The organism is Microbulbifer sp. Q7, assembly GCF_001639145.1.
Classification (GTDB): domain Bacteria; phylum Pseudomonadota; class Gammaproteobacteria; order Pseudomonadales; family Cellvibrionaceae; genus Microbulbifer.
Map to the genome: position 1 here is coordinate 1,080,594 of NZ_LROY01000002.1, position 20,993 is coordinate 1,101,586.

Consider the following 20,993-nt stretch of genomic DNA (forward strand, 5'->3'; position numbering starts at 1 on the left):
CCCGAAAAAGGCGGCTGCAGAGCCGCCTTTTTTCGTTCAGAATCCTCAAAACGCCAGCCGCAAGTGAGGCGCAAGATTGAGTAACGATACGGACGAGACCCTGTCACTGCTGGACCCGGACATCATCACCTTCCCGGACACGTCCGCCGCACTGAGCGACCCCAATGGCCTGTTGGCGATCGGCGGTGATCTCACCCCAGAATGGCTCATTGCCGCCTACCGAAAGGGGATATTTCCCTGGTTTTCAGACGACCAGCCCATCCTCTGGTGGTCTCCCTCGCCCCGCTGTATCGTGCGCCCGGATACTGTCCGGTTCAGTCGCAGCCTGAGAAAGGTCATCCGTCAGGGGCGCTATCAGCTGACATTCGACCAGGCCTTCGAGCAAGTACTCGAGGGATGTGCGGGACCGCGCGCGGAGGAGTCTGGCACCTGGATTACCGAAGAAATGCACGATGCCTACCTTTCCATGCACCACTTGGGACACGCGCATTCCGTGGAGGCCTGGCTGGATGGCAAGTTGGTGGGTGGGCTCTACGGGCTGGCCATTGGCCGCGTGTTTTTCGGCGAATCCATGTTTCACCGCGCCACAGACGCCTCAAAAGTCGCCTTTGCGGGTCTGGTACGGCAGCTGGCAAGCTGGGGCTGTGAGCTGATCGACTGCCAGGTTAGCAACCCGCATCTCACCAGCCTGGGGGCAATCGAGGTCAGCCGCGATGCGTTCGAGCGCCTTCTGAGCGCCGGGATTGCCGCGCCCGCCTTTCCCTCGCCCTGGCCTGCAGCGCCGGCAACGGAACTGCTTGCCCACCCATGATTCCTCGCGAATGCTGCACCGCCTTTCCTCGCGCGCTGCTCCTGGCGCTGCCCCACGCAACTGCCGGAGATTGTGTTTTGCGCAAGCACAACTTACCCTCGGGACAGGATTTCTTCTCTCCTGGGCGACAGGGCAACAGGCATTTGCCATGAAAATATTGACTACAAAGTCCGTCGGGCGCACTGCCGTGAAGACCGCATACAGGCACTGGAGGGCGCACCCGGCATGAGCCAGCATTCTCCTCTGGATACGGTGCGCCTGCTCGCTACCCTGCCCCATCCCTGCGGCTATCTGGCCGATCAGGAAGCCACCACCGTTTTTGTGGATCCCCAAACCCAGGTAGACCAGCGCCTGTATAGCCGCCTTTCGGAGCTCGGTTTTCGTCGCAGTGGCAGCTACCTTTATCGCCCGCAGTGCACCCATTGCCAGGCTTGTATCCCCGCGCGGATCCCGGTAGAGCTGTTTACGCCCAACCGTAATCAACGTCGTTGCTGGCGTCGCAATCGCGACCTCGACGTATTCCACCAGCGCACGATCGACACCGATGAGCACTATGCGCTCTATGCGCGCTACATTGAGCAGCGACATCAGGATGGGGAGATGTACCCGCCCAACCGCGAGCAATTCCGCAGCTTCCTGAACCGAGCCTGGGGTAGTACACGCTATCTGGAATTCCGAGCCCGGGGCCGCCTCCTGGGCACCGCGGTCACCGATGTACTCTCCGCCGGGGTTTCCGCGATCTACACATTTTTTGACCCGGATGAAGTCAAGCGCAGCCTCGGCACTTACTCGATCCTGTATCAGGTAGAGTGGGCGCGTCGGCTAGGACTGCCCAGTTTGTACCTGGGCTACTGGATTGCCCAGTCCCAGAAAATGGCCTACAAAAGCCAGTTCCAGCCACTGGAAACCCTTCAGGGCAACCGCTGGGTTCTCCGGTCCGACTGACGGAAGCCTGTCGCCTACAGTACCGCCAGCGGAAAACTCCCCTCAGGCCGCGCTACCACTTGGCCTTGCCCCACTTTTCGTGCAAAATGCTCGCCCGTCGTACCGCCGGGTCCCCTAAAATGACAATGCAGGGGCCATACAAACGTGGCGGACAAGCTAGTACACATTAATCAAAGGTTGCTGCCGCATGGCAAAAGACGATTACATTGAAATGGAAGGTGAGGTGATCGACACCCTGCCCAACACTACATTCCGCGTGAAATTGGAAAATGGACATGTGGTAATCGCACATATTTCCGGCAAGATGCGCAAAAACTACATCCGTATCCTCACCGGCGATAAGGTCAAGGTGGAACTCACCCCTTACGACCTGAGCAAGGGCCGTATCACCTACCGCGCCCGCTAAGTGCTTCACCCGGCGTATTGCCGGTATCGGCGTCCGAAAATACTGGGCGCATGAAAAAAGCCACCCTGAAGGTGGCTTTTTTCGTTCTCGCTGAGGGCGCCCGCAGCGTGCTGGTACATCCCCGTCAGTGCACGGGGACCGCTGTATTGATCTTGAGCTGATCGTTTTCTACCGTCACCTCGACCCGGCCACCCTCTTCCGACAGGTCGCCGAACAGCACCGCTTCTGCTAACGGCTTGCGCAGCTTTTCTCGAATCAGCCGCGCCATGGGTCGGGCACCCATTTTCTCGTCATAGCCATTCACCGCCAGCCACTCGCGGGCTTCGTCGTCGACCTCAAGGGTCACGCGGGACTCATCCAGCTGTGCCTGCAGCTCCACCACAAACTTGTCCACCACCGTTTTAACCACCGCGATATCCAGCGCACCAAATTGAATGATGCTGTCGAGGCGGTTACGGAATTCCGGGGTGAACATTTTCTTGATCTCTTCCATCCCGTCGCTGCTGTGATCCTGGGTGGAGAACCCGATGGAGCGGCGGCTCATCAATTCGGCACCGGCATTGGTCGTCATGATAAGAATCACGTTGCGGAAGTCCGCCTTGCGGCCATTGTTGTCGGTCAGCGTGCCGTGATCCATTACCTGCAGCAGCAGGTTGAACACTTCCGGGTGGGCCTTTTCAATCTCGTCGAGCAGTACAACACTGTGCGGGTGCTTGGTGACTGCATCGGTGAGCAGGCCGCCCTGGTCGAAACCGACATACCCTGGCGGCGCGCCGATCAGGCGGGAAACCGTGTGGCGCTCCATATATTCGGACATGTCGAAGCGGATTAGCTCAATGCCCATTACCTGCGCCAGTTGACGGCACAGCTCGGTCTTGCCCACGCCGGTAGGACCGGCAAACAGGAAGGAACCGATGGGCTTCTCTTCCGCACCGAGACCAGCACGCGCCAGCTTGATCGACGTGCTGAGGGCTTCGATCGCGTTGTCCTGACCGAACACGACCATTTTGAGGTTTTCATCGAGCTTGGACAGCGCAGCCTTGTCGGAGGCCGACACGCTTTTCGCGGGAATTCGAGCCATTTTTGCCACAATGTTTTCGATCTCTGTGACTGAAATGGTGTCGGTACGCTGATCTGCGGGAAGCAGCGCCTGGTACGCCCCCGCCTCATCAATCACATCAATGGCCTTATCCGGCAGAAAGCGTTCGGTGATATGCCGATTGGCAAGGTGTGCAGCGGCCTCCAGGGCCGAATCCGTAAAACGGACCTTGTGGTGATCTTCAAAGCAGGTTTTAAGCCCCTGAAGGATCTGCACCGTCTCCTCTACCGAAGGCTCGTGCACATCGATCTTCTGGAAACGACGCGAAAGGGCGCGATCTTTTTCGAAAATTCCGCGATATTCATTGAACGTCGTGGAGCCTATACAGCGCAATTGGCCACTGGAAAGCAGCGGCTTGAGCAGATTGGAGGCATCCATCACACCACCGGATGCCGCCCCGGCACCAATAATGGTGTGGATTTCATCAATAAACAGTACCGCGTGTTCACGCTTTTTAAGCTCAGCGAGGAGCGCCTTGAAACGCTTCTCAAAGTCGCCACGGTACTTGGTACCCGCCAGCAGCGAGCCGAGATCCAGTGAATAGATGGTGCTTTCCCTGAGCGGCTCGGGGACCTCACCGTCCACAATGCGGCGTGCCAACCCCTCGGCGATTGCGGTTTTACCGACACCGGACTCACCAACCAGCAGCGGGTTGTTCTTACGGCGACGCGCCAGCACCTGGGTGACGCGCTCCACCTCCGGTGCGCGCCCCACCAGCGGGTCTATGCGGCCAAGAATGGCCTCCTGGTTCAGATTGGTCGCGTAGCTCTCCAGGGGATCGGAACCGCCGGGCTCAGCAGTACTGCCGAGATCTTCATCGACCTGTTCCGGTGATGGATCCGTGCTGTTGTGGGCATTGTTGCCACCTGAACTCACCCGCGAAATGCCGTGGGTGATGTAATTCACCACATCGATCCGGGCGACACTCTGCTGCTTAAGGTAGTAAACCGCCTGGCTTTCCTGTTCGCAGAAAATGGCCACCAGCACATTGGCTCCGGTGACTTCTTTTTTGCCGGACGACTGCACATGGAACACCGCACGCTGCAATACACGCTGGAAGCCCAGGGTGGGCTGGGTTTCACGCTCGCTGTCATTTTCCGGTATCAGGGGGGTGGTCGAGTCGACAAACTCGAGCAATTCGCGGCGCAGGGCACTGAGGTCGGCACCACAGGCATGTAAAACATCGGCCGCCGATTCATTGTCCAGCAGCGCCAGCAACAGGTGCTCCACGGTCATAAACTCATGGCGTTTCGCCCGTGCACCTTTGAACGCTAGATTCAGCGTTACTTCTAAATCCTTGCTGAGCATTTAAACCTCAAACCTTACTGGCCAATGTCATCCGGGTTGTAGTGAACAACACCCGGTATTCCTGATTTTTTGCCGGAACTCCGGCCGCCAAAGCCACACCTACGTCCATATAGGTGCCAGAACTGCTAACCTCAACCCTCCTCGCCATTTTCGTCTTCTTCGTCTGCCTCGATTTCACAAAGCAGTGGATGTTCGTTGTCCCGCGCAAACTGATTCACCTGCGCGGCCTTTGTTTCCGCTATATCTCGAGTATAGACACCACAGATGGCTTTTCCCTTAGTGTGCACCTGCAGCATCAACTGAGTGGCGCGTTCCCGGTTGACGTAGAAAAACAGTTCCAGAGCCTCTACGACAAACTCCATCGGGGTGTAGTCATCGTTCAGCATGACCACCTTGTACATCGGCGGACGCTTGAGGCGAGGTTTCGCTTCCGCCAGCGCGGTATCCCCTCCAGCGCCATGAAAATGGTAGTCATCACCATCTTCACCTTCGTTGGAGTGTAGTTTAATGATTTGTGATTTTCCCATAGCGCTAATCAATCAGAATTCAGGAATCAGTTCACAGTGCTGACGTATACACGGTTATATCCCGGTGCATTACAAGTACGAAATACCGGTGCCAGTCACTGCCGTGAAATAAATGAACGCGCATTGTAACCGTAAACGGCAACCGACACAGTCGCTCGAAGCCTACTCCCTTGACAAGGGCGAGCGTCTTGGCTACAAGAGGTATTAACCGCGCCAAGCGGTGAAAAGGCACTTGCTAAAAAGATCGTGCATATGATGTTGTACGAAAGTCCAAGCGCATGAAGCGCGATAACAATAACTACGACAGTTCTAGGCGGCCAGCAGTCGCCCCGGCAATTTAGAGGGATTTCGCCATGCCTACCGGTACCGTTAAGTGGTTCAATAATGCCAAGGGATATGGATTCATTCTTGCAGATGAGGGTGGAGAAGACCTGTTTGCACATTACTCGGCGATTCAGATGGAGGGTTACCGAACCCTGAAAGCCGGCCAGCAGGTCAATTTCGACATTATTCAGGGCGACAAGGGCTACCACGCCGCCAATATCAGCGTTCCCTCCGCAGACAATGTCGCGGACAGCGTAAAGGCACCCACAGCCGCCGCCCAGGAAGCCGCCGCACCCGTGCGGGAAAAAGAGACCGCAGAAGCGCTCGATTGACGCGCGCACCCCAGCCGGGGTGATCGGATCTGGCGGGCGCTAGAGCCACCCGCAAGCCCACAGGGCCATATCAAGGGCGCGATGACGCTGTGCTTTTGCGCAGTGACCAGCCCTGCCCTACCCACACCCGGCCGCGCTGCGGCTGGAACGAGCGTACCACCTGAGTAACGCTCCCTGACGCCGATCAGGAATAAAACAGGAAATAAAAAAGCCCCGCATCCTCACGGATGCGGGGCTTTTTAGGTTCTTCGCTTGGGATTAAGCGATCAAGCCATGTGCTTGATGACTTCTTCGCCGAACTCGGAACAGGACTTCAGCTGAGCGCCGTCCATCAGACGCTCGAAGTCGTAGGTGACGGTTTTGGCTTCGATCGCGCCTTCCATACCCTTCACCACCAGCTCGGCCGCTTCGTTCCAGCCCAGGTGACGCAGCATCATTTCTGCGGACAGAATCAGGGAGCCCGGGTTGACCTTGTCCTGACCCGCGTATTTCGGGGCGGTGCCGTGGGTAGCTTCGAACAGGGCAACGTCGTCAGACAGGTTGGCGCCCGGTGCGATACCAATACCACCCACCTGTGCCGCCAGTGCGTCGGACAGATAGTCACCGTTCAGGTTCAGGGTGGCGATTACATCGTATTCCGCCGGACGCAGCAGGATCTGCTGCAGCATCGCGTCGGCGATCACGTCCTTGACCACGATTTCCTTGCCGGTGTTCGGGTTCTTGAAGCTGCACCAGGGGCCGCCATCAATAGGCTGCGCGCCGAATTCTTCGCGGGCCAGCTCGTAGCCCCAGTCAGCGAAGGCGCCTTCTGTGAACTTCATGATGTTGCCTTTGTGCACCAGAGTCAGGGAGTCGCGGTCCTGATCGATGGTGTACTGCAGTGCTTTGCGCACCAGGCGCTTGGTGCCCTCTTCGGAAACCGGCTTAACACCGATACCGACTTCTTGCGGGAAGCGGATTTTCTTAACGCCCATTTCTTCCTGCAGGAATTTGACGACCTTTTTGGCTTCGTCGGTGCCCGCTTTCCACTCGATACCTGCATAGATATCTTCAGAGTTCTCGCGGAAGATCACCATGTCTACCTTGTTCGGCTCTTTTACCGGGGAAGGTACACCGCTGAACCAGCGCACCGGACGCTGACATACGTACAGATCCAGCTCCTGACGCAGGGCAACGTTCAGGGAGCGGAAACCACCGCCAACCGGGGTGGTCAGCGGGCCTTTGATGCTTACAACGTATTCTTTGATCGCTTCCAGGGTCTCTGCCGGGAACCAGTCGCCGCTGTAGGTCTCAGCCGCTTTCTCGCCACAGAAGATTTCCATCCAGGCAATCGCCTTCTCGCCGCCGTACGCGTTGTTCACAGCAGCGTCGATGACTTTGCGCATTACCGGGGTGATATCCACGCCGATGCCGTCACCTTCGATGAACGGAATGATCGGGGTGTTCGGTACGTTCAGAGAACCATCTGCGTTGACTGTGACTTTTTCGCCGTTGGCCGGCACTTGGATATGACCCATTAAGTTGACTCCCGTAACTCTTTGACTAAACGTCCGGCTTTATGGTTGGAAAACCGGCATAATGCGCCGAAAACTCCACTGCCGGTCATGGTTGCCACCCGTTGTTTACGCCTTCGTAACCAGGGGGGCGGCTAAAAATCGGCGGGATTATATCAGCATCCGCCCAATTTTGTAGTTTGATTACAACTAAAGCACGAGGACTTTGCGGCAGCCGTTCCCATGAGCCAATTGATCTTGTTCAACAAACCCTACGGCGTTCTCTGCCAGTTTACTGATCAGGAGGGGCGCCCCACCCTTGCGGATTACATCAGGAAGCCGGGAATCTACGCGGCTGGCCGCCTGGATTTCGACTCGGAGGGGCTGCTTCTGCTGACCGATGACGGGCAGCTGCAACACCAGATTGCCCACCCCGCCAACAAACTCCCCAAGGTGTACTGGGCACAAGTCGAGGGGGAAGTCTCAGAAGAAGCGCTATCTCGGCTGCGGCAGGGGGTGGAACTGAAAGATGGCCGCACCGCCCCGGCCCGTGCCCGCAGCCTCGAAGCGCCCGAGCTTTGGCCGCGAGTACCCCCCATCCGGGAGCGGAAGTCGATCCCTACCAGCTGGATCGAGCTCACCATCACCGAGGGCCGCAACCGGCAGGTAAGGCGCATGACCGCCGCCGTGGGCCACCCAACCCTCCGCCTTGTGCGCCGAGCCATCGGTAACTGGACGCTCGATGGTATTGCGCCCGGGGAGCACCGCTCCGAGGAGGTGTTCCTGCCGCGAAGTACGCCCGCAAAACAAAAGCCACGTAGTGCCCGCGGCCATCACCCAGACAGAAAGTCCGCGGCGGGCGCCAGGCGAGCGCGCAAGACACCCCCTCGAGGACCAAGGCGCTGACTTGCCGCCCCCAAACTTTCGGCCCGCGCAAGACCCGCCGGGGTTCACGGGGAGGAAAGCTCGGCACAACACAGCTAGTCTGAAAGTCAGGCTGGCGGCGAAATCCGCCAGCGACCGAATGCGATCGAAATCCCGGGTAAAAACCCGGGGAATTGGTCAGCAACACGAATCGCGGGTAAAATGCGCCCCCATTTTCCCGCCCCCGGGCGGAACTGCGGCGCGACCAGGGGTTGAAAACCTGCGGACGCCCCTCACTCTACAACCGGTATTTCATGTCAGCTTCGGATTTGCCTGTGTCCCCAACGCCCAACGATGCCAGTCGCTCTGCGGCCGCGCCCACCCGTGTCATTGTCGGCATGTCTGGCGGCGTCGACTCCTCGGTCGCAGCCCACCTGTTAATTCAGCAGGGGTATCAGGTCGAAGGCCTGTTCATGAAGAACTGGGACGAAGACGATGGCACCGAGTATTGCACCGCGAAACAGGACCTCGCGGACGCGGAGTCCGTGTGCCAGCGTTTGGGCATCAAGCTCCACACCGCCAATTTTGCCGCGGAATACTGGGATAATGTGTTCGAATACTTCCTTGCCGAGTACAAGGCTGGCCGCACCCCGAACCCCGATATTCTGTGCAACCGCGAAATCAAGTTCAAAGTGTTCCTCGAGTACGCGGAAATGCTGGGTGCCGACGCCATCGCCACCGGCCACTATGCGCGGCGCTGTGACAAAGACCGCCGCACGTACCTGCTGAAAGGCCTCGACGGCAACAAGGACCAAAGCTATTTCCTGCACGCCGTCGGCGAAGCGGAATTTGCCCGCTCACTATTTCCGCTGGGCGAGCTGGAGAAACCCGAGGTACGCCGCATCGCCGAAGAAAACGGGTTTATTACCTCCGGCAAGAAAGACAGTACCGGCATCTGCTTTATTGGCGAGCGACGTTTCAAGGACTTTCTTGAGCAGTATTTGCCCGCGCAACCAGGCGACATGCAAACGCCCGACGGAGAAGTGATGGGGCAGCACAGCGGCCTCATGTACCACACCATCGGCCAGCGTCAGGGACTCGGTATCGGCGGTGTAAAAGGTGCCGGCGACCAGCCCTGGTATGTGGTGGGCAAGGACCTGGCGCGTAACGTATTACTTGTGGCCCAGGGCAAGCACCACCCCCTGCTCTACTCCACCGGTTTAACAGCCACCCAGGCGCACTGGATCAATGGTGCCCCGCCGGCGACGCACTTCCGCGCGGCAGCCAAGACGCGCTATCGCCAGGCGGATCAGGCCTGTGAAATCACCGTTGGCGACGGCGGAGAGCTGACCATCGCCTTCGCCGAGCCACAGCGCGCGGTTACCCCCGGACAGTCCGTCGTGATCTATCAGGGCGATGTATGCCTGGGCGGTGCAGTCATTGACGCGGCCACCGGTGTGGGCGAAGTCGACCCGGATAACTATCTCAAGCACAGCGCCAACAAGCACAGCGCCAAAGGGAGTCACTCTTGAGCAATTGGCGAGATCAGGCCCTGGCACTCGCCGGGGTTTTTCAGGCCGCGATTCTGGTGGAAAGACTGGCCAAGACCGGCACCGCTCCAGCGGAACAGCTGGAGACTGCGGTCTACAGTCTGTTCCAGCAAAACCCGGAGACCACTGAAGACGTGTTCGGCGGCGTGGAGAAACTGCTGCCCGGCCTGCGCGCCGCGCGCCAACTGATTGCCACCCGCAACCACCCGGAATACACCGACTGTCTGCGCTATGTGCTCTCCATTCTTTACCTCCAGCGCCAACTGGCGAAGAAGCCGGATCTGCTGTCGATCATCGGTAACCGCCTGGAAAAAGCGCAACTGCAAACCGATCACTTCGGTGTCGGCCACGAAAATGTGTACGCCAATCTGGCGAGCATCTACAGCGATACCCTGAGTACCTTCCGCTTCCGCATACAGGTACTTGGCGACTTCAATTATCTGCAGCAGCAGCGCATCGCCAACCAGATTCGCAGCATGCTGTTCGCGGGCGTCCGCTCCGCCATGCTTTGGCGGCAACTGGGCGGGCGCCGACTGCACCTGCTGTTTCACCGCAAGAAACTGATTGCGGCCTTGGATGCTTTGATATCCAAGTACGAATCACTGGAACACTGACTGATTTCTAATTTTCTGCCGCACGCCCGTCGGGTATCGCGGCCGAATTTAACCCTCGGAGAGATACAATGACCGTCGAGCTATCCGCACTGACTGCGGTTTCCCCCATTGATGGACGCTACGAAAGCAAAACCGCAAGCCTGCGGGATATTTTCAGTGAATACGGCCTGATTCGCGCCCGCGTGGAAGTGGAAGTACGCTGGCTGCAGCAGCTGGCGCGCCATGAAAAAATCGCCGAAGTAAAGCCATTCACCGGAGACAGCAACCAGGTCCTCGACGATATTGTTGCCCAGTTTTCAGTGCAAGATGCCGAGCGCATCAAGGAAATCGAGCGCACCACAAACCACGACGTAAAAGCGGTGGAGTACTTCCTCAAGGAAAAAGTGCAAGGCAACGAGCAGCTGGCCGCGGTCAGTGAATTCATTCACTTTGCCTGCACCTCCGAAGACATCAACAATCTTTCCCATGCGCTGATGCTGCGCGCGGGGCGCGATCAGGTGCTGCTGCCAGCGATGAACCAGATCGTCAATGAAATCGCCACCCTGGCAAAAGAGTTTGCCGACGTACCGATGCTGTCCCGCACCCACGGCCAGACCGCCAGCCCAACCACCGTAGGTAAGGAACTGGCCAATGTGGTGGCGCGCCTGCGCCGTCAGGTGAAGCAGATTCACGATGTGGAACTGCTCGGAAAAATCAATGGTGCGGTGGGTAATTACAATGCACACCTGTCCGCCTATCCGGGTGTGGACTGGGAAAAGAACGCCGAAGACTTTGTCACTTCCCTGGGCCTGACCTGGAATCCCTACACCACGCAGATCGAGCCGCACGATTACATCGCCGAACTGTTCGACGCGATCGCGCGCTTCAACACCATCCTGATCGACTTCGACCGCGATATCTGGGGTTATATCTCCCTCGGCTACTTCAAGCAAAAAGTGGTGGCCGGCGAAGTGGGCTCCTCCACCATGCCGCACAAGGTGAACCCGATCGATTTCGAAAATTCCGAAGGCAATCTCGGCATCGCCAACGCGGTATTCCAGCACCTGGCAGCCAAACTGCCTGTTTCGCGCTGGCAGCGCGACCTCACCGACTCCACCGTGTTGCGCAATATGGGCGTTGGCGCCGGTTACTCCGTCATTGCTTATGCTGCCACCCAGAAAGGCCTCGGCAAGCTGGAAATCAACCGGGCGCGCCTGGAGGAAGACCTGAACAACGCCTGGGAAGTGCTCGCAGAACCGATCCAGACCGTCATGCGTCGCTACAACATCGAAGAGCCCTACGAAAAGCTCAAGGCATTGACCCGTGGCCAGGGAATCACCAAGGAAACCCTCGCGGTGTTTATCGATGGCCTCGATATGCCGGAAGAAGCGAAGCAATCCCTGCGCGAGATGACGCCCGCCAGCTACATTGGCAACGCCGTCGCGCAAGCCAATAAAATCTGAGCGCGTCCCACTACACAATACACCGGGAGAATTCGCCATGACCGAGCCGGGCCAACACCACACGGTTGAACCTTTGACCCACCTCGGCGATATCCCGGTGGAAACCTTCTTGCGGGACTACTGGCAGAAAAAGCCGTTGCTGATTCGCAACGCGTTTCCAGAGTTTGAAACACCCATTACCGGCGAAGAGCTCGCTGGCATGGCGTTGGAAGAGCAGATTGAATCCCGCCTGATCGAAGAAAATGGTATCGAAGGCCCCTGGCAATTGCGCACGGGCCCCTTTACCGAGGAAGACTTCTTCTCGCTACCAAACAGCCACTGGACCTTGCTGGTGCAGGCAGTGGATCAGTGGATCCCCGAGGTGGCCGCTCTCAAGGAGCGCTTCCGCTTTCTCCCTGACTGGCGGCTCGACGACATCATGATCAGCTACGCCGCTGATCAGGGCAGCGTCGGACCCCACTACGATTTTTACGATGTATTTCTGCTGCAGGCAGAGGGCAAGCGTCGCTGGCACCTGGGGGCCAAGGCGGATGCCAGCAATCCGCGTGTTGAGGGTACCCCGCTCAATATCCTGAAGGAATTTGAAGCACAGGCCAGCTGGCTGCTAGAGCCGGGCGACATGCTGTACCTGCCCCCGCAATACAGCCACTGGGGCATTGCCGAAGGCGGCTGTACCACGATTTCGATCGGGTTCCGTGCACCGTCGGCCAGCACCATGCTGGAAGACCTGGCGGCGGAACTGGCCGCGGGCCTGCCGGACCACTATCGCTACACCGATCCTGACCTTGCGCTGCCGGCAAACCCTTCTGAGATTGATGCCGCTACCGTCGCCCGGGTGCAGCGGCATCTGGCCGACTGGCTACAGCAGCCGCAGAACATCGCCCAGTGGTTCGGGGCCATCATGACCGAGGCAAAATATCCCGATACGGTGGCACTGGACGCGGGCAGCGCCGACGACTGGCGTGAGCAACTGGCCGCCGGCGGCAGCCTGATTTTGAATCCGGGTTCCCGCTGCGCTTTCGCCAGGGAACCGGCCAGCCTGTTCGTCGATGGCGAATCCTTCCCCGCGCCACTGCTGTTTGCCGAAGGTTTTTGTCAAAGCCGAACCCTGGATCAACACGACATCGACGCCTACCCGGAGCTCGCCGCGTCCGGTGGATTACTCGACCTGCTGGTATCCCAGGGCAGCCTCATTTACCCTGAGGCCCTGACTGATTACGATCAGGAAGACGATCAGGACGAATAATAGGTAGGAGCGCGGTTCATGAGTCTGTTTGTACGTCTTGCCGACTGGCAGAGTGACCGGGATGCCATTCGCAGCGTCCGTCAGAAGGTATTCGTTGAAGAGCAACAGGTTCCACCCGAGCTGGAGTGGGATGAATTTGAAGAAAGTGCCCAGCACTTCCTCATCTACCATGACAACAAGCCTATCGGTACCGGTCGCCTCACCGGTGGCGGAAAGATCGGGCGCATGGCCATTCTGAAAGAGGCGCGAGGACTGGGAGCCGGCCTGGAACTGCTGCAACGAATCTGTAAATTCGCGCGTGTCTCCGGCCAGAAGAACGTCTACCTTAACGCCCAGGTACAAGCCGTCCCCTTTTATGAAAAAGCGGGGTTCGCCAAGTCTGGCGACGAGTTTATGGAAGCGGGTATTCCCCATGTGCGGATGGACCTGACCCTGAGCGACAAAGAGCCCAGTGAAAATGCCGACGACTGCGAGCGGTAAGCGACCCGTGCCGGGCGCCACGGGCACCCCACTTGCGGATATCGACAGCTTTCGCGATGCGCTGGTGCAGTTGATCGACAGCACCCGCCGCCACCTGCACATCTACTCTCAACATCTCCCGCACGCCCTCTACGGTGAGCCCGCAATCGTGCAGAAACTCTCGGATTTCGCGCGGAGCAGCCGTTATGCGCGTGTGCAGATACTGATTACCGACAGCGAACCAGTATTGCGTCGCCCCCACCCGCTGCTGCCGGTGCTGCAACGGCTGGGTAGCCGGATTGCACTCAAGAAAATTCAGCCCTCCACCGAGCCCTCCGACTGGGAATTCGCACTGGGCGACACCACGCAGGCATTGCTGCGTGCCGATCACGACAAATGGCAGGGCCACTACCATTCCGACAACCCGGTGCGGGTACGGCAGCTTCAGGAAGTATTTGCACAAGCCTGGCTGCACGCGCGCCCGGACCCTGAATTAAGGCAATTCGTGCTTTAGCGGGTTCACGGCGTTTGCCTACCAGCAATCTTCTGTTACACGATTCGTTGCAGTGCCGAGCTTGGCTCCAGGCGGATGGCGATATATTTTGACGTCGGTGTAAAACTCCCGACCCCGTAGCTCTCCAAGGGTACCAACGGATTGGCTTCGGGGTAGTAAGCCGCGGCCTGCCCTTTCGGTATATCAAACGCGATCAGGGTAAAGCCCACCACTCGGCGCTCGACCTCGTCGCTCCACAGGGAAACAATATCCACTCGATCGCGGTCGGCAAAACCCAGCCGGTGAATATCTTCCAGGTGGGCAAATAGCACCTGCCGCCCGCCTTTCACACCACGGTAGCGGTCGTCCAGCCCGTACACCGTCGTGTTGTACTGATCGTGAGACCGCAGCGTCTGCAGCACGAGATCGGCTTTGCGTGCACCCTTCCTGCCAATTTTTTCCAGTACCTCCGGGGGCAACGGCGCTGGCAGGCTGTGACTGATGAAATTGGCCTTGCCGTTATCGGTATGCCATCGGCGCTGTGCCGCCGGATTCTGTAAATAGAACCCGCCCGGCTGCTGCAATTTTTGTTCGAAGTTTTCAAAGCCGGGGATCACATCCCCGATGAGTGTCCGGATCCGGCGGTAATCCTCTGTGAGCGTGCACCAGGGTACAGGGGTATCGCCCAGTGTCGCCTGGGCAATGCCTGCAACAACGGCAGGTTCCGAGCGCATCTCCCGTGACAGTGGCTTCAGCTGTCCATAGGAGGCATGAACCATGCTGAAGGAGTCCTCCACAGTAACGGCCTGTGGCCCCGCCGATTGTACATCCATGTCGGAGCGGCCGAGGCAGGGCAGAATCAGGGCGCTCTTACCCGTGGCCAAGTGGCTGCGGTTCAGTTTGGTGCTGATCTGAACCGTCAGCTCACAGTTACGTAACGCCCTGTGGGTACGCTTGGTGTCCGGAGTCGCCTGTGCGAAGTTACCGCCGAGGCCGATAAACACCTTGATGTTGCCAGCCGCCATGGCTTCTATGGTTTGCACCACGTTATAGCCCGGCTTTCGAGGCAACGAAAAACCAAAGCGGGCCTCGAGGGCATCGAGTAGCTGCGGTGATGGGCTGTCATCGATCCCCATAGTGCGGTCGCCCTGCACATTACTGTGCCCGCGCACCGGACACAGCCCTGCCCCCGGTCGGCCGATCTGGCCGCGCATGAGTTGCAGGTTGGTGATCTCCTGAATGGTTGCCACTGAATGACGATGCTGGGTGATCCCCATGGCCCAGCAAATAATGGTCGCGTTACTGCGGCAGAAAATATGCGCGGCCCGCTCCAGCTCGTCTTTTCCCAGACCGCTGAACGCGCTGATCTCCGCCCAGGTGGTGGCATCGACCGTTGCGCGATAATCGTTGAAGCCCGCGCAATGCTCGGCGATGAATGCCCGATCAAGGGGGCCATCGTCTCCTCTTCCGCGGTCTTCAGCCTCCGCCTGCCAGCGCAGCAGAAACTTGGCGATCCCACGTATAGCGGCCATGTCACCGCCCAGAGCCGGCCGCAAATAGGCCGTGTTCATGGGAGATTCACCGCCGGTCAACATCTGCACCGGATCCTGCGGCGCCTGAAAACGCTCGAGGCCTCGCTCCCGCAGAGGGTTCAGCACTACCACCTGCGCCCCTCGGGCAACCGCCTCACTCAACGGCTCGAGCATTCTCGGGTGATTGGTGCCCGGATTCTGACCAATGACAAAAATGGCTTCCGCTTTGGCGAAGTCCTCGTAAGTAACGGTGCCTTTGCCGGTACCGATACTTTGCTTGAGGGCGACGCCACTGGCCTCGTGGCACATATTCGAGCAGTCCGGCAGGTTGTTGGTGCCGAACGCGCGCGCAAAAAGCTGGTACAGGAAGGCCGCCTCATTACTGGCCCGCCCGGAAGTATAAAACGCGGCCTGATCCGGGGAATCCAGCGATTTCAGGTGCCGGGCGATCAGGGCAAAGGCCTCATCCCAGGATATGGGCTGATAATGGTCGCTGGTACCGTCAAAAAACATGGGCTCGACCGTGCGCCCCTGATACTCGAGCCAGTAATCGTCATGGGTAGTCAGGTCATCAAGTGTATGACGGGCAAAAAACGCGCGATCCACGCCTCTTCCCGAGGCCTCCCAGTTCACCGCCTTGGCGCCGTTTTCACAAAATCTAATACGGCCTTCTTGCGGCGCCTCACCCCAGGCACAACCGGGACAGTCAAACCCGCCGTGCTGATTGGTCTGCAACATCGCACACAGGTTTTTGAACGGCTGGCGGCTGTCGAGCCAGGCGTGTGCAACACTGCGCAGTGCGCCCCACCCCGCCGCAGGCCGCTGGTAGGGACGGAAACGAAAGCGGTCTACAGGCGTTTTCATGAACTTCCCTCGTGTTCTCGGTGCTCACAGCGCGGATCTCCGACCCGGAGCCCGCTGTACAGGCGCGCTGCCCCCTGCACCGGCAGGTGCACCAGGTTAAGACAATGGCGACGCGCCCAGCGCACCGCCATATCCGAGGGCGAGGCGAGGCTCACCAGCGTGCCGATACGCGCACGCAGCGCTTTCTGAATCAGCTCGTGACTGCAGCGGCTGGTCAGCGCCACAAAGCCCACGGTCAAATCCAGACCCTCGCGCAGGCAGGCACCAATCAATTTATCCAGGGCATTGTGACGACCAATATCCTCACGACACAGCCGGGTTGTGCCGTCGGCATCCACATAGATAGCACTGTGCATGGCGCCACTGGCATGGCGAGATTGCTGAACCAGCCGGAAGCGTTGCCGCACATTGCTGATAAAGGCGGTCGGTGGTAACGGGGCGAAACGGTCGCCAGTCTGCCCTGTGGGCGGGGCAAGCACCTGCGCCAGCGCTTCGCTACCACACACCCCGCAACCGCTGCTGCCGGCCAAAGACCGACGCGACGCGCGCAACGCACTGGCCGCGCGCTGGCTGAGGGTTATATTGAGTTGAATGGCGTCTTCGCGACCCTCTGGATCGTGGGTAAGGCCTGGATCCGGATACGCATCCCGCGTCAATTCCAGATCCAGAATCTGATCGCGATGCTCGATCACGCCAGCGCAAAAACTGAAGCCGTAGGCGAAGTCTTCCAGGCCGTCGGGGCTTGCCATCATTACCGCGTGACTGATTCCGTTGTAGCAGAACGCCACAGCCACTTCCTGTGCGAGCAATTGGTGGCAAACCTGGTGCTGGGGAGCGTCGCAGGCCGCGGACAACAGTGGCGCCTCTTCGCTACCAGAGAGCGTCAGGTAGGCGACCTCAGCGGGTGGCCGTGGATGCCGCGCGCTCATTGCAGGCGCGCTCGAAAAAGCCGGCAACCCATGGCTTCAGCCAAGTCTGACCGCGGTGCCACTGACGCTGACCATCATCATGCCGCCCTTCTCACCGACCACTTCATAGTCGAGGTCAATGCCGACAATCGCATTGCCACCCAGGGCGCGGGTCTGGGCTTCAATTTCGGCAATAGCGATCTTGCGCGCCTTGCCCATTTCCCGCTCGTAGGAACCGGAGCGGCCGCCGATGATGTCGGTGATGGAACCGAAAATGTCCTTGAAGATATTTGCGCCAAGGATCGCCTCACCGACCACAACACCAAGATATTCCTGAATTGGCCGACCTTCTACGGTAGGGGTTGTTGTTTTAAGCATCATCACTTCCTTTTGTTGGGATAAAAAACGCAATCAAAGCAAACATTGTCCAGCTTACACAAATAAAAAGCCCCGCGCGCGGCGGGGCTTGTTCATTTTTTTACAGCCAACTCAGGCTCAGCGCTGGCGAGCCTTGAACTCGCGGCGACGGCGGTGCAACACCGGTTCGGTATAGCCATTGGGCTGTTCGCAGCCCTCGAATACCAACTCGCACGCCGCCTGGAAAGCGATACTCTGGTCAAAATTCGGCGCCATGTCGCAGTAGGCCGGGTCGCCCGCATTCTGGCGGTCAACCACCGCCGCCATACGCTGCATGGTTTCCTCCACCTGTGCGCGGGTACAGATGTCCTGCTTCAGCCAATTGGCAATATGCTGCGAGGAAATCCGCAGGGTCGCGCGGTCTTCCATCAATCCCACATCATTGATATCCGGAACCTTGGAGCAGCCGACCCCCTGATCCACCCAGCGCACCACATAGCCGAGAATACCCTGGGCATTGTTATCCAGCTCCCGCTGGATTTCCTCCGCACTCCACTGGGGGTTTTCCGCTACGGGCACGGTGAGGATATCGTCGAGGTTCGCAGGCTTACGCGCGGCAAGCTCATCCTGCACAGCGGCAACATCTACCTCGTGGTAATGCAGCGCGTGCAGCGTCGCCGCCGTGGGTGAAGGCACCCAGGCGGTATTGGCCCCGGCCAGGGGATGAGCAATCTTGGCCTGCATCATGGCCGCCATCTGATCCGGTATTGGCCACATACCCTTGCCGATCTGTGCACGACCTTGCAGGCCCGTGGCCAGGCCAGTGTCCACGTTCCAGTCTTCATAGGCCGCAATCCACTTGGACTGTTTCATGTCGCCCTTGCGGATCATCGGGCCGGCCAGCATGGAGGTGTGAATTTCGTCGCCGGTGCGATCAAGGAAGCCGGTATTGATGAATACCACCCGATCCTGCGCGGCCGCGATACAGGCCTTGAGGTTGACGGTGGTGCGGCGCTCTTCATCCATGATTCCCATCTTCACGGTATTGCGCGCGAGACCGAGCGCATCTTCAATGCGATCAAACAGCGTATTGGCAAAGGCGACCTCTTCCGGTCCATGCATTTTTGGCTTGACGATATACACACTGCCGCTGCGTGAATTGCGCAGATTGCCGTTACCGCGGAGATCGTGCATGGCGATCAGACTGGTGATCATGCCGTCGAGGATACCTTCCGGCACCTCATTGCCGTCTTTATCCAGCACCGCATCGTTGGTCATCAGGTGACCCACATTGCGCACGAACATCAGGCTGCGCCCCGGCAATGTCACCACGCCGCCCTCGGCACCGGCGTATTCCCGATCCGGATTCAGGGTGCGCAAAATTTCCTTGCCGCCCTTTTTGACCTTCTCCTGCAGGTCCCCTTTCATCAGGCCCAGCCAGTTGCGGTAAACCACCACCTTGTCCTCCGCATCGACTGCGGCGACCGAATCTTCACAATCCATAATGGTGGTCAGGGCCGACTCTACCAGCACATCCTTGACACCGGCCTTGTCGGTTTTGCCGATGGGGCTCTCGCGGTCAATCTGGATTTCAAAATGCAGGCCGTTGTGTGCCAGCAGCAGAGCCTCCGGCGCCTCCTGCGGTCCGCGGTAGCCAACAAACTGGCGACTATTCTTGAGCGCTGCAACCTTGCCACTTTTCAGCACGACTTCGAACAGGGAGCCATTGATGCGATATTCCCGCACGTCGGTATGGCTGGCACCGTTGAGTGGCGCGGCCTGGTCGAGAAATTCGCGGCCGTAGGCGATGACCTTTTCGCCGCGCACCGGGTTGTAGGTGGCGGTCTTCTCCGCGCCCCCTTCTTCGCTGATCACATCGGTACCGTAGAGCGCGTCGTACAGGCTGCCCCAGCGCGCGTTCGCGGCATTCAGTGCATAGCGGGCATTCATCACCGGTACTACCAGCTGTGGCCCTGCCATGGTGGCAATTTCCGCATCGACGCCCTCGGTTTTCACCTGGAAGTCCGCAGGCTCGTCCACGAGATAACCGATGTCGTGGAGGAAGGCTTTATAGCTATCCAGGTTTTTATAACCCTGGGGATTTTCGCTGTACCACTGATCCATGCGGGCCTGGATCTCATCGCGCTTTTTCAGCAATGCGCGATTTACCGGGGCCAGATCATTGACGATTTTCTCAAATTCCGCCCAGAACACATCGACGTCCACCCCGGTACCCGGGATGACTTCCTGCGCAATCAATGCCTGGAGTTCTGTGGCGACCTGCAGACCGCCAATACGGACTCTTTCCGTCATATCTGACCTCTTGTACTTGTGATGGGTACTGCTGTTGTTATTTGGAGCGGGTAATTGTCTTGGGAGAATTGCGGCATTCTAAACACCGGTAATCCCATATCGCCAATTTATAGCCAATATCTTCACTATTCTTAAGATGAATTATTGGCCGGGAGAAATCAGAGCTGGCGGCCCACATCCAGAATCAGGCGGCGCATCCACCGATGGGGAGCACTCTGCTGTAACAGGGGACTCCAGGCCATCTTCAGCTCCAGTGGTGGAATGCGTAGCGGCGGCTCCCGCAGTGCCACACGCGGGTTGCTGGTCGCCAGCTGCGCAAGGCGCGTGGGCACGGTAACAATCAGGTCACTCTGTTCCGCAAGCAGCATGGCCACCTGATAATGGCGGGTAAACACGGAAATATCCCGCTTCTGCCCCAAACGGCCGATGGCCTCATCCACCCAGCCCAGGCGCTGCACGTCCTCCGGGTTGACCCCGACACCGACGCCCATCCCGGTTTTACTGACCCAGATATGTTGCGCGGCCAGATAACTGTCCAGATTGTAGTCCTGCAGGATGGGGTTATCCGCACGCATGACGCAGGAGAAGGTGTCACTCCAGATGGTCGCCTGGTGAAAGCTCTGCGGCATGGAGTCAAACCGGTTGATCACCATGTCCACCTTGCCCTGCTCCACATCCACAAAGCTCACATCACTGGGCGTCATGATGTCTAGACTGATACCAGGGGCACTGACGCGCAATTGCTTCAGCAGCGGAGGAATCAGCGTCGATTCTGCGTAGTCACTGGCCATGATGCGGAAAGTACGGCGGGCATCCGATGGTGCGAAGTCCCGGTTTGGCTGGATCACCTGATCGATCGCGGCAAGGGCTTCGCGCACCATCGGCTGCAGCTCCAGCGCACGCTCGGTGGGCATCATCCCCTCCCGGGTGCGCACCAGTAACGGGTCGCCAAACAGCTCGCGCAAGCGTTTCAGGCCATTGCTCATGGCCGGCTGGGACAGGCCCAGCTGGTTGGCGGCGCGGGTCACGTTGCGCTCGCGAAGGAGTACATCCAGATACACCAACAGGTTCAGATCGGCTCTTTCGAGATTCATGCGTCAGACTCT

At 58.7% G+C, this 20,993-nt stretch carries 19 protein-coding genes; 11 read left to right on the top strand and 8 right to left on the bottom strand.

What is annotated here, in order from left to right:
* Positions 1-76: 76 nt before the first annotated feature.
* The 3 genes from aat (at position 77) to infA (ending at position 2,162) form a co-directional block, all read left to right on the top strand.
* Complete coding sequence (gene aat, locus AU182_RS10160; RefSeq protein ID WP_066964479.1) at positions 77-811, top strand: leucyl/phenylalanyl-tRNA--protein transferase; 735 nt, start codon at positions 77-79, stop codon at positions 809-811.
* A gap of 225 nt (positions 812-1,036) precedes the next feature.
* Positions 1,037-1,756, top strand: a complete 720-nt coding sequence (locus AU182_RS10165; protein WP_066964480.1) for an arginyltransferase — start codon at positions 1,037-1,039, stop codon at positions 1,754-1,756.
* Between the two features lie 187 nt (positions 1,757-1,943).
* Positions 1,944-2,162, top strand: coding sequence for a translation initiation factor IF-1 (gene infA / locus AU182_RS10170; protein WP_010130378.1), 219 nt, complete (start codon positions 1,944-1,946; stop codon positions 2,160-2,162).
* Positions 2,163-2,286: 124 nt separating this feature from the next.
* Here the strand turns inward: infA and clpA are convergent, their stop codons facing one another.
* Complete coding sequence (clpA, locus tag AU182_RS10175; protein WP_066964481.1) at positions 2,287-4,569, bottom strand: ATP-dependent Clp protease ATP-binding subunit ClpA; 2,283 nt, start codon at positions 4,567-4,569, stop codon at positions 2,287-2,289.
* A gap of 131 nt (positions 4,570-4,700) precedes the next feature.
* Positions 4,701-5,096: an ATP-dependent Clp protease adapter ClpS gene (gene clpS / locus AU182_RS10180; protein ID WP_066964482.1), complete on the bottom strand. Its 396-nt coding sequence runs from the start codon at positions 5,094-5,096 to the stop codon at positions 4,701-4,703.
* Positions 5,097-5,449: 353 nt separating this feature from the next.
* On the opposite strand from clpS, the gene cspD reads away from it, so the two are divergent.
* Positions 5,450-5,752, top strand: coding sequence for a cold shock domain-containing protein CspD (cspD, locus tag AU182_RS16895; RefSeq protein WP_066964483.1), 303 nt, complete (start codon positions 5,450-5,452; stop codon positions 5,750-5,752).
* A gap of 266 nt (positions 5,753-6,018) precedes the next feature.
* Here cspD and icd read toward each other — a convergent pair whose 3' ends face one another.
* Positions 6,019-7,269: an NADP-dependent isocitrate dehydrogenase gene (gene icd, locus AU182_RS10190; protein WP_066964484.1), complete on the bottom strand. Its 1,251-nt coding sequence runs from the start codon at positions 7,267-7,269 to the stop codon at positions 6,019-6,021.
* A gap of 219 nt (positions 7,270-7,488) precedes the next feature.
* On the opposite strand from icd, the gene AU182_RS10195 reads away from it, so the two are divergent.
* From AU182_RS10195 to AU182_RS10225, 7 genes are all read left to right on the top strand, one after another.
* Positions 7,489-8,151: a pseudouridine synthase gene (locus AU182_RS10195; RefSeq protein ID WP_066964485.1), complete on the top strand. Its 663-nt coding sequence runs from the start codon at positions 7,489-7,491 to the stop codon at positions 8,149-8,151.
* Between the two features lie 272 nt (positions 8,152-8,423).
* Positions 8,424-9,641 (top strand): tRNA 2-thiouridine(34) synthase MnmA, encoded by a 1,218-nt coding sequence (gene mnmA, locus AU182_RS10200; RefSeq protein ID WP_082859355.1) that lies wholly within the window; start codon positions 8,424-8,426, stop codon positions 9,639-9,641.
* Positions 9,638-10,273, top strand: coding sequence for a high frequency lysogenization protein HflD (gene hflD / locus AU182_RS10205; protein ID WP_066964487.1), 636 nt, complete (start codon positions 9,638-9,640; stop codon positions 10,271-10,273). Before mnmA ends, hflD begins: the two co-directional genes overlap by 4 nt.
* Before the next feature lie 68 nt (positions 10,274-10,341).
* Positions 10,342-11,715, top strand: a complete 1,374-nt coding sequence (gene purB / locus AU182_RS10210; protein ID WP_066964489.1) for an adenylosuccinate lyase — start codon at positions 10,342-10,344, stop codon at positions 11,713-11,715.
* A 37-nt stretch (positions 11,716-11,752) separates the two neighbouring features.
* Positions 11,753-12,961, top strand: coding sequence for a cupin domain-containing protein (locus tag AU182_RS10215; RefSeq protein ID WP_066964491.1), 1,209 nt, complete (start codon positions 11,753-11,755; stop codon positions 12,959-12,961).
* A gap of 18 nt (positions 12,962-12,979) precedes the next feature.
* The gene (locus AU182_RS10220; RefSeq protein WP_066964493.1) at positions 12,980-13,441 is read left to right on the top strand and encodes a GNAT family N-acetyltransferase; all 462 of its coding nucleotides are present in this window, start codon (positions 12,980-12,982) and stop codon (positions 13,439-13,441) included.
* Positions 13,419-13,934: a hypothetical protein gene (locus AU182_RS10225; protein WP_153039205.1), complete on the top strand. Its 516-nt coding sequence runs from the start codon at positions 13,419-13,421 to the stop codon at positions 13,932-13,934. The genes AU182_RS10220 and AU182_RS10225 overlap by 23 nt, the downstream gene beginning before the upstream one ends.
* Before the next feature lie 35 nt (positions 13,935-13,969).
* Here the strand turns inward: AU182_RS10225 and AU182_RS10230 are convergent, their stop codons facing one another.
* From AU182_RS10230 to AU182_RS10250, 5 genes are all read right to left on the bottom strand, one after another.
* On the bottom strand, positions 13,970-16,309 hold the full coding sequence (locus AU182_RS10230) for an FdhF/YdeP family oxidoreductase (protein ID WP_066964497.1): 2,340 nt from the start codon (positions 16,307-16,309) through the stop codon (positions 13,970-13,972).
* A complete protein-coding gene (locus tag AU182_RS10235; protein ID WP_066964500.1) occupies positions 16,306-17,238 on the bottom strand; it encodes a formate dehydrogenase accessory sulfurtransferase FdhD in 933 nt (310 codons plus the stop codon). The genes AU182_RS10230 and AU182_RS10235 overlap by 4 nt, the downstream gene beginning before the upstream one ends.
* A 36-nt stretch (positions 17,239-17,274) precedes the next feature.
* Positions 17,275-17,595: a heavy metal-binding domain-containing protein gene (locus AU182_RS10240; protein WP_066964503.1), complete on the bottom strand. Its 321-nt coding sequence runs from the start codon at positions 17,593-17,595 to the stop codon at positions 17,275-17,277.
* 117 nt (positions 17,596-17,712) lie between these two features.
* Positions 17,713-19,887 (bottom strand): malate synthase G, encoded by a 2,175-nt coding sequence (locus tag AU182_RS10245; RefSeq protein ID WP_066964505.1) that lies wholly within the window; start codon positions 19,885-19,887, stop codon positions 17,713-17,715.
* A 158-nt stretch (positions 19,888-20,045) separates the two neighbouring features.
* Entirely contained in the window at positions 20,046-20,981 is a 936-nt protein-coding gene (locus tag AU182_RS10250; RefSeq protein WP_066964507.1) for a LysR family transcriptional regulator, read from the bottom strand.
* Between the last annotated feature and the right edge of the window lie 12 nt (positions 20,982-20,993).

What these genes read in the sequence shown, in the direction of transcription:
- AU182_RS10195 (WP_066964485.1), top strand. Translation starts at nt 7,489, where the DNA reads ATGAGCCAATTGATCTTGTTCAACAAACCCTACGGCGTTCTCTGCCAG.
- clpA (WP_066964481.1), bottom strand. Translation starts at nt 4,569, where the DNA reads ATGCTCAGCAAGGATTTAGAAGTAACGCTGAATCTAGCGTTCAAAGGT.
- AU182_RS10245 (WP_066964505.1), bottom strand. Translation starts at nt 19,887, where the DNA reads ATGACGGAAAGAGTCCGTATTGGCGGTCTGCAGGTCGCCACAGAACTC.
- AU182_RS10225 (WP_153039205.1), top strand. Translation starts at nt 13,419, where the DNA reads ATGCCGACGACTGCGAGCGGTAAGCGACCCGTGCCGGGCGCCACGGGC.
- AU182_RS10165 (WP_066964480.1), top strand. Translation starts at nt 1,037, where the DNA reads ATGAGCCAGCATTCTCCTCTGGATACGGTGCGCCTGCTCGCTACCCTG.
- clpS (WP_066964482.1), bottom strand. Translation starts at nt 5,096, where the DNA reads ATGGGAAAATCACAAATCATTAAACTACACTCCAACGAAGGTGAAGAT.
- mnmA (WP_082859355.1), top strand. Translation starts at nt 8,424, where the DNA reads ATGTCAGCTTCGGATTTGCCTGTGTCCCCAACGCCCAACGATGCCAGT.
- infA (WP_010130378.1), top strand. Translation starts at nt 1,944, where the DNA reads ATGGCAAAAGACGATTACATTGAAATGGAAGGTGAGGTGATCGACACC.
- AU182_RS10230 (WP_066964497.1), bottom strand. Translation starts at nt 16,309, where the DNA reads ATGAAAACGCCTGTAGACCGCTTTCGTTTCCGTCCCTACCAGCGGCCT.
- AU182_RS10240 (WP_066964503.1), bottom strand. Translation starts at nt 17,595, where the DNA reads ATGCTTAAAACAACAACCCCTACCGTAGAAGGTCGGCCAATTCAGGAA.
- AU182_RS10215 (WP_066964491.1), top strand. Translation starts at nt 11,753, where the DNA reads ATGACCGAGCCGGGCCAACACCACACGGTTGAACCTTTGACCCACCTC.
- icd (WP_066964484.1), bottom strand. Translation starts at nt 7,269, where the DNA reads ATGGGTCATATCCAAGTGCCGGCCAACGGCGAAAAAGTCACAGTCAAC.
- AU182_RS10250 (WP_066964507.1), bottom strand. Translation starts at nt 20,981, where the DNA reads ATGAATCTCGAAAGAGCCGATCTGAACCTGTTGGTGTATCTGGATGTA.
- AU182_RS10220 (WP_066964493.1), top strand. Translation starts at nt 12,980, where the DNA reads ATGAGTCTGTTTGTACGTCTTGCCGACTGGCAGAGTGACCGGGATGCC.
- cspD (WP_066964483.1), top strand. Translation starts at nt 5,450, where the DNA reads ATGCCTACCGGTACCGTTAAGTGGTTCAATAATGCCAAGGGATATGGA.
- AU182_RS10235 (WP_066964500.1), bottom strand. Translation starts at nt 17,238, where the DNA reads ATGAGCGCGCGGCATCCACGGCCACCCGCTGAGGTCGCCTACCTGACG.
- purB (WP_066964489.1), top strand. Translation starts at nt 10,342, where the DNA reads ATGACCGTCGAGCTATCCGCACTGACTGCGGTTTCCCCCATTGATGGA.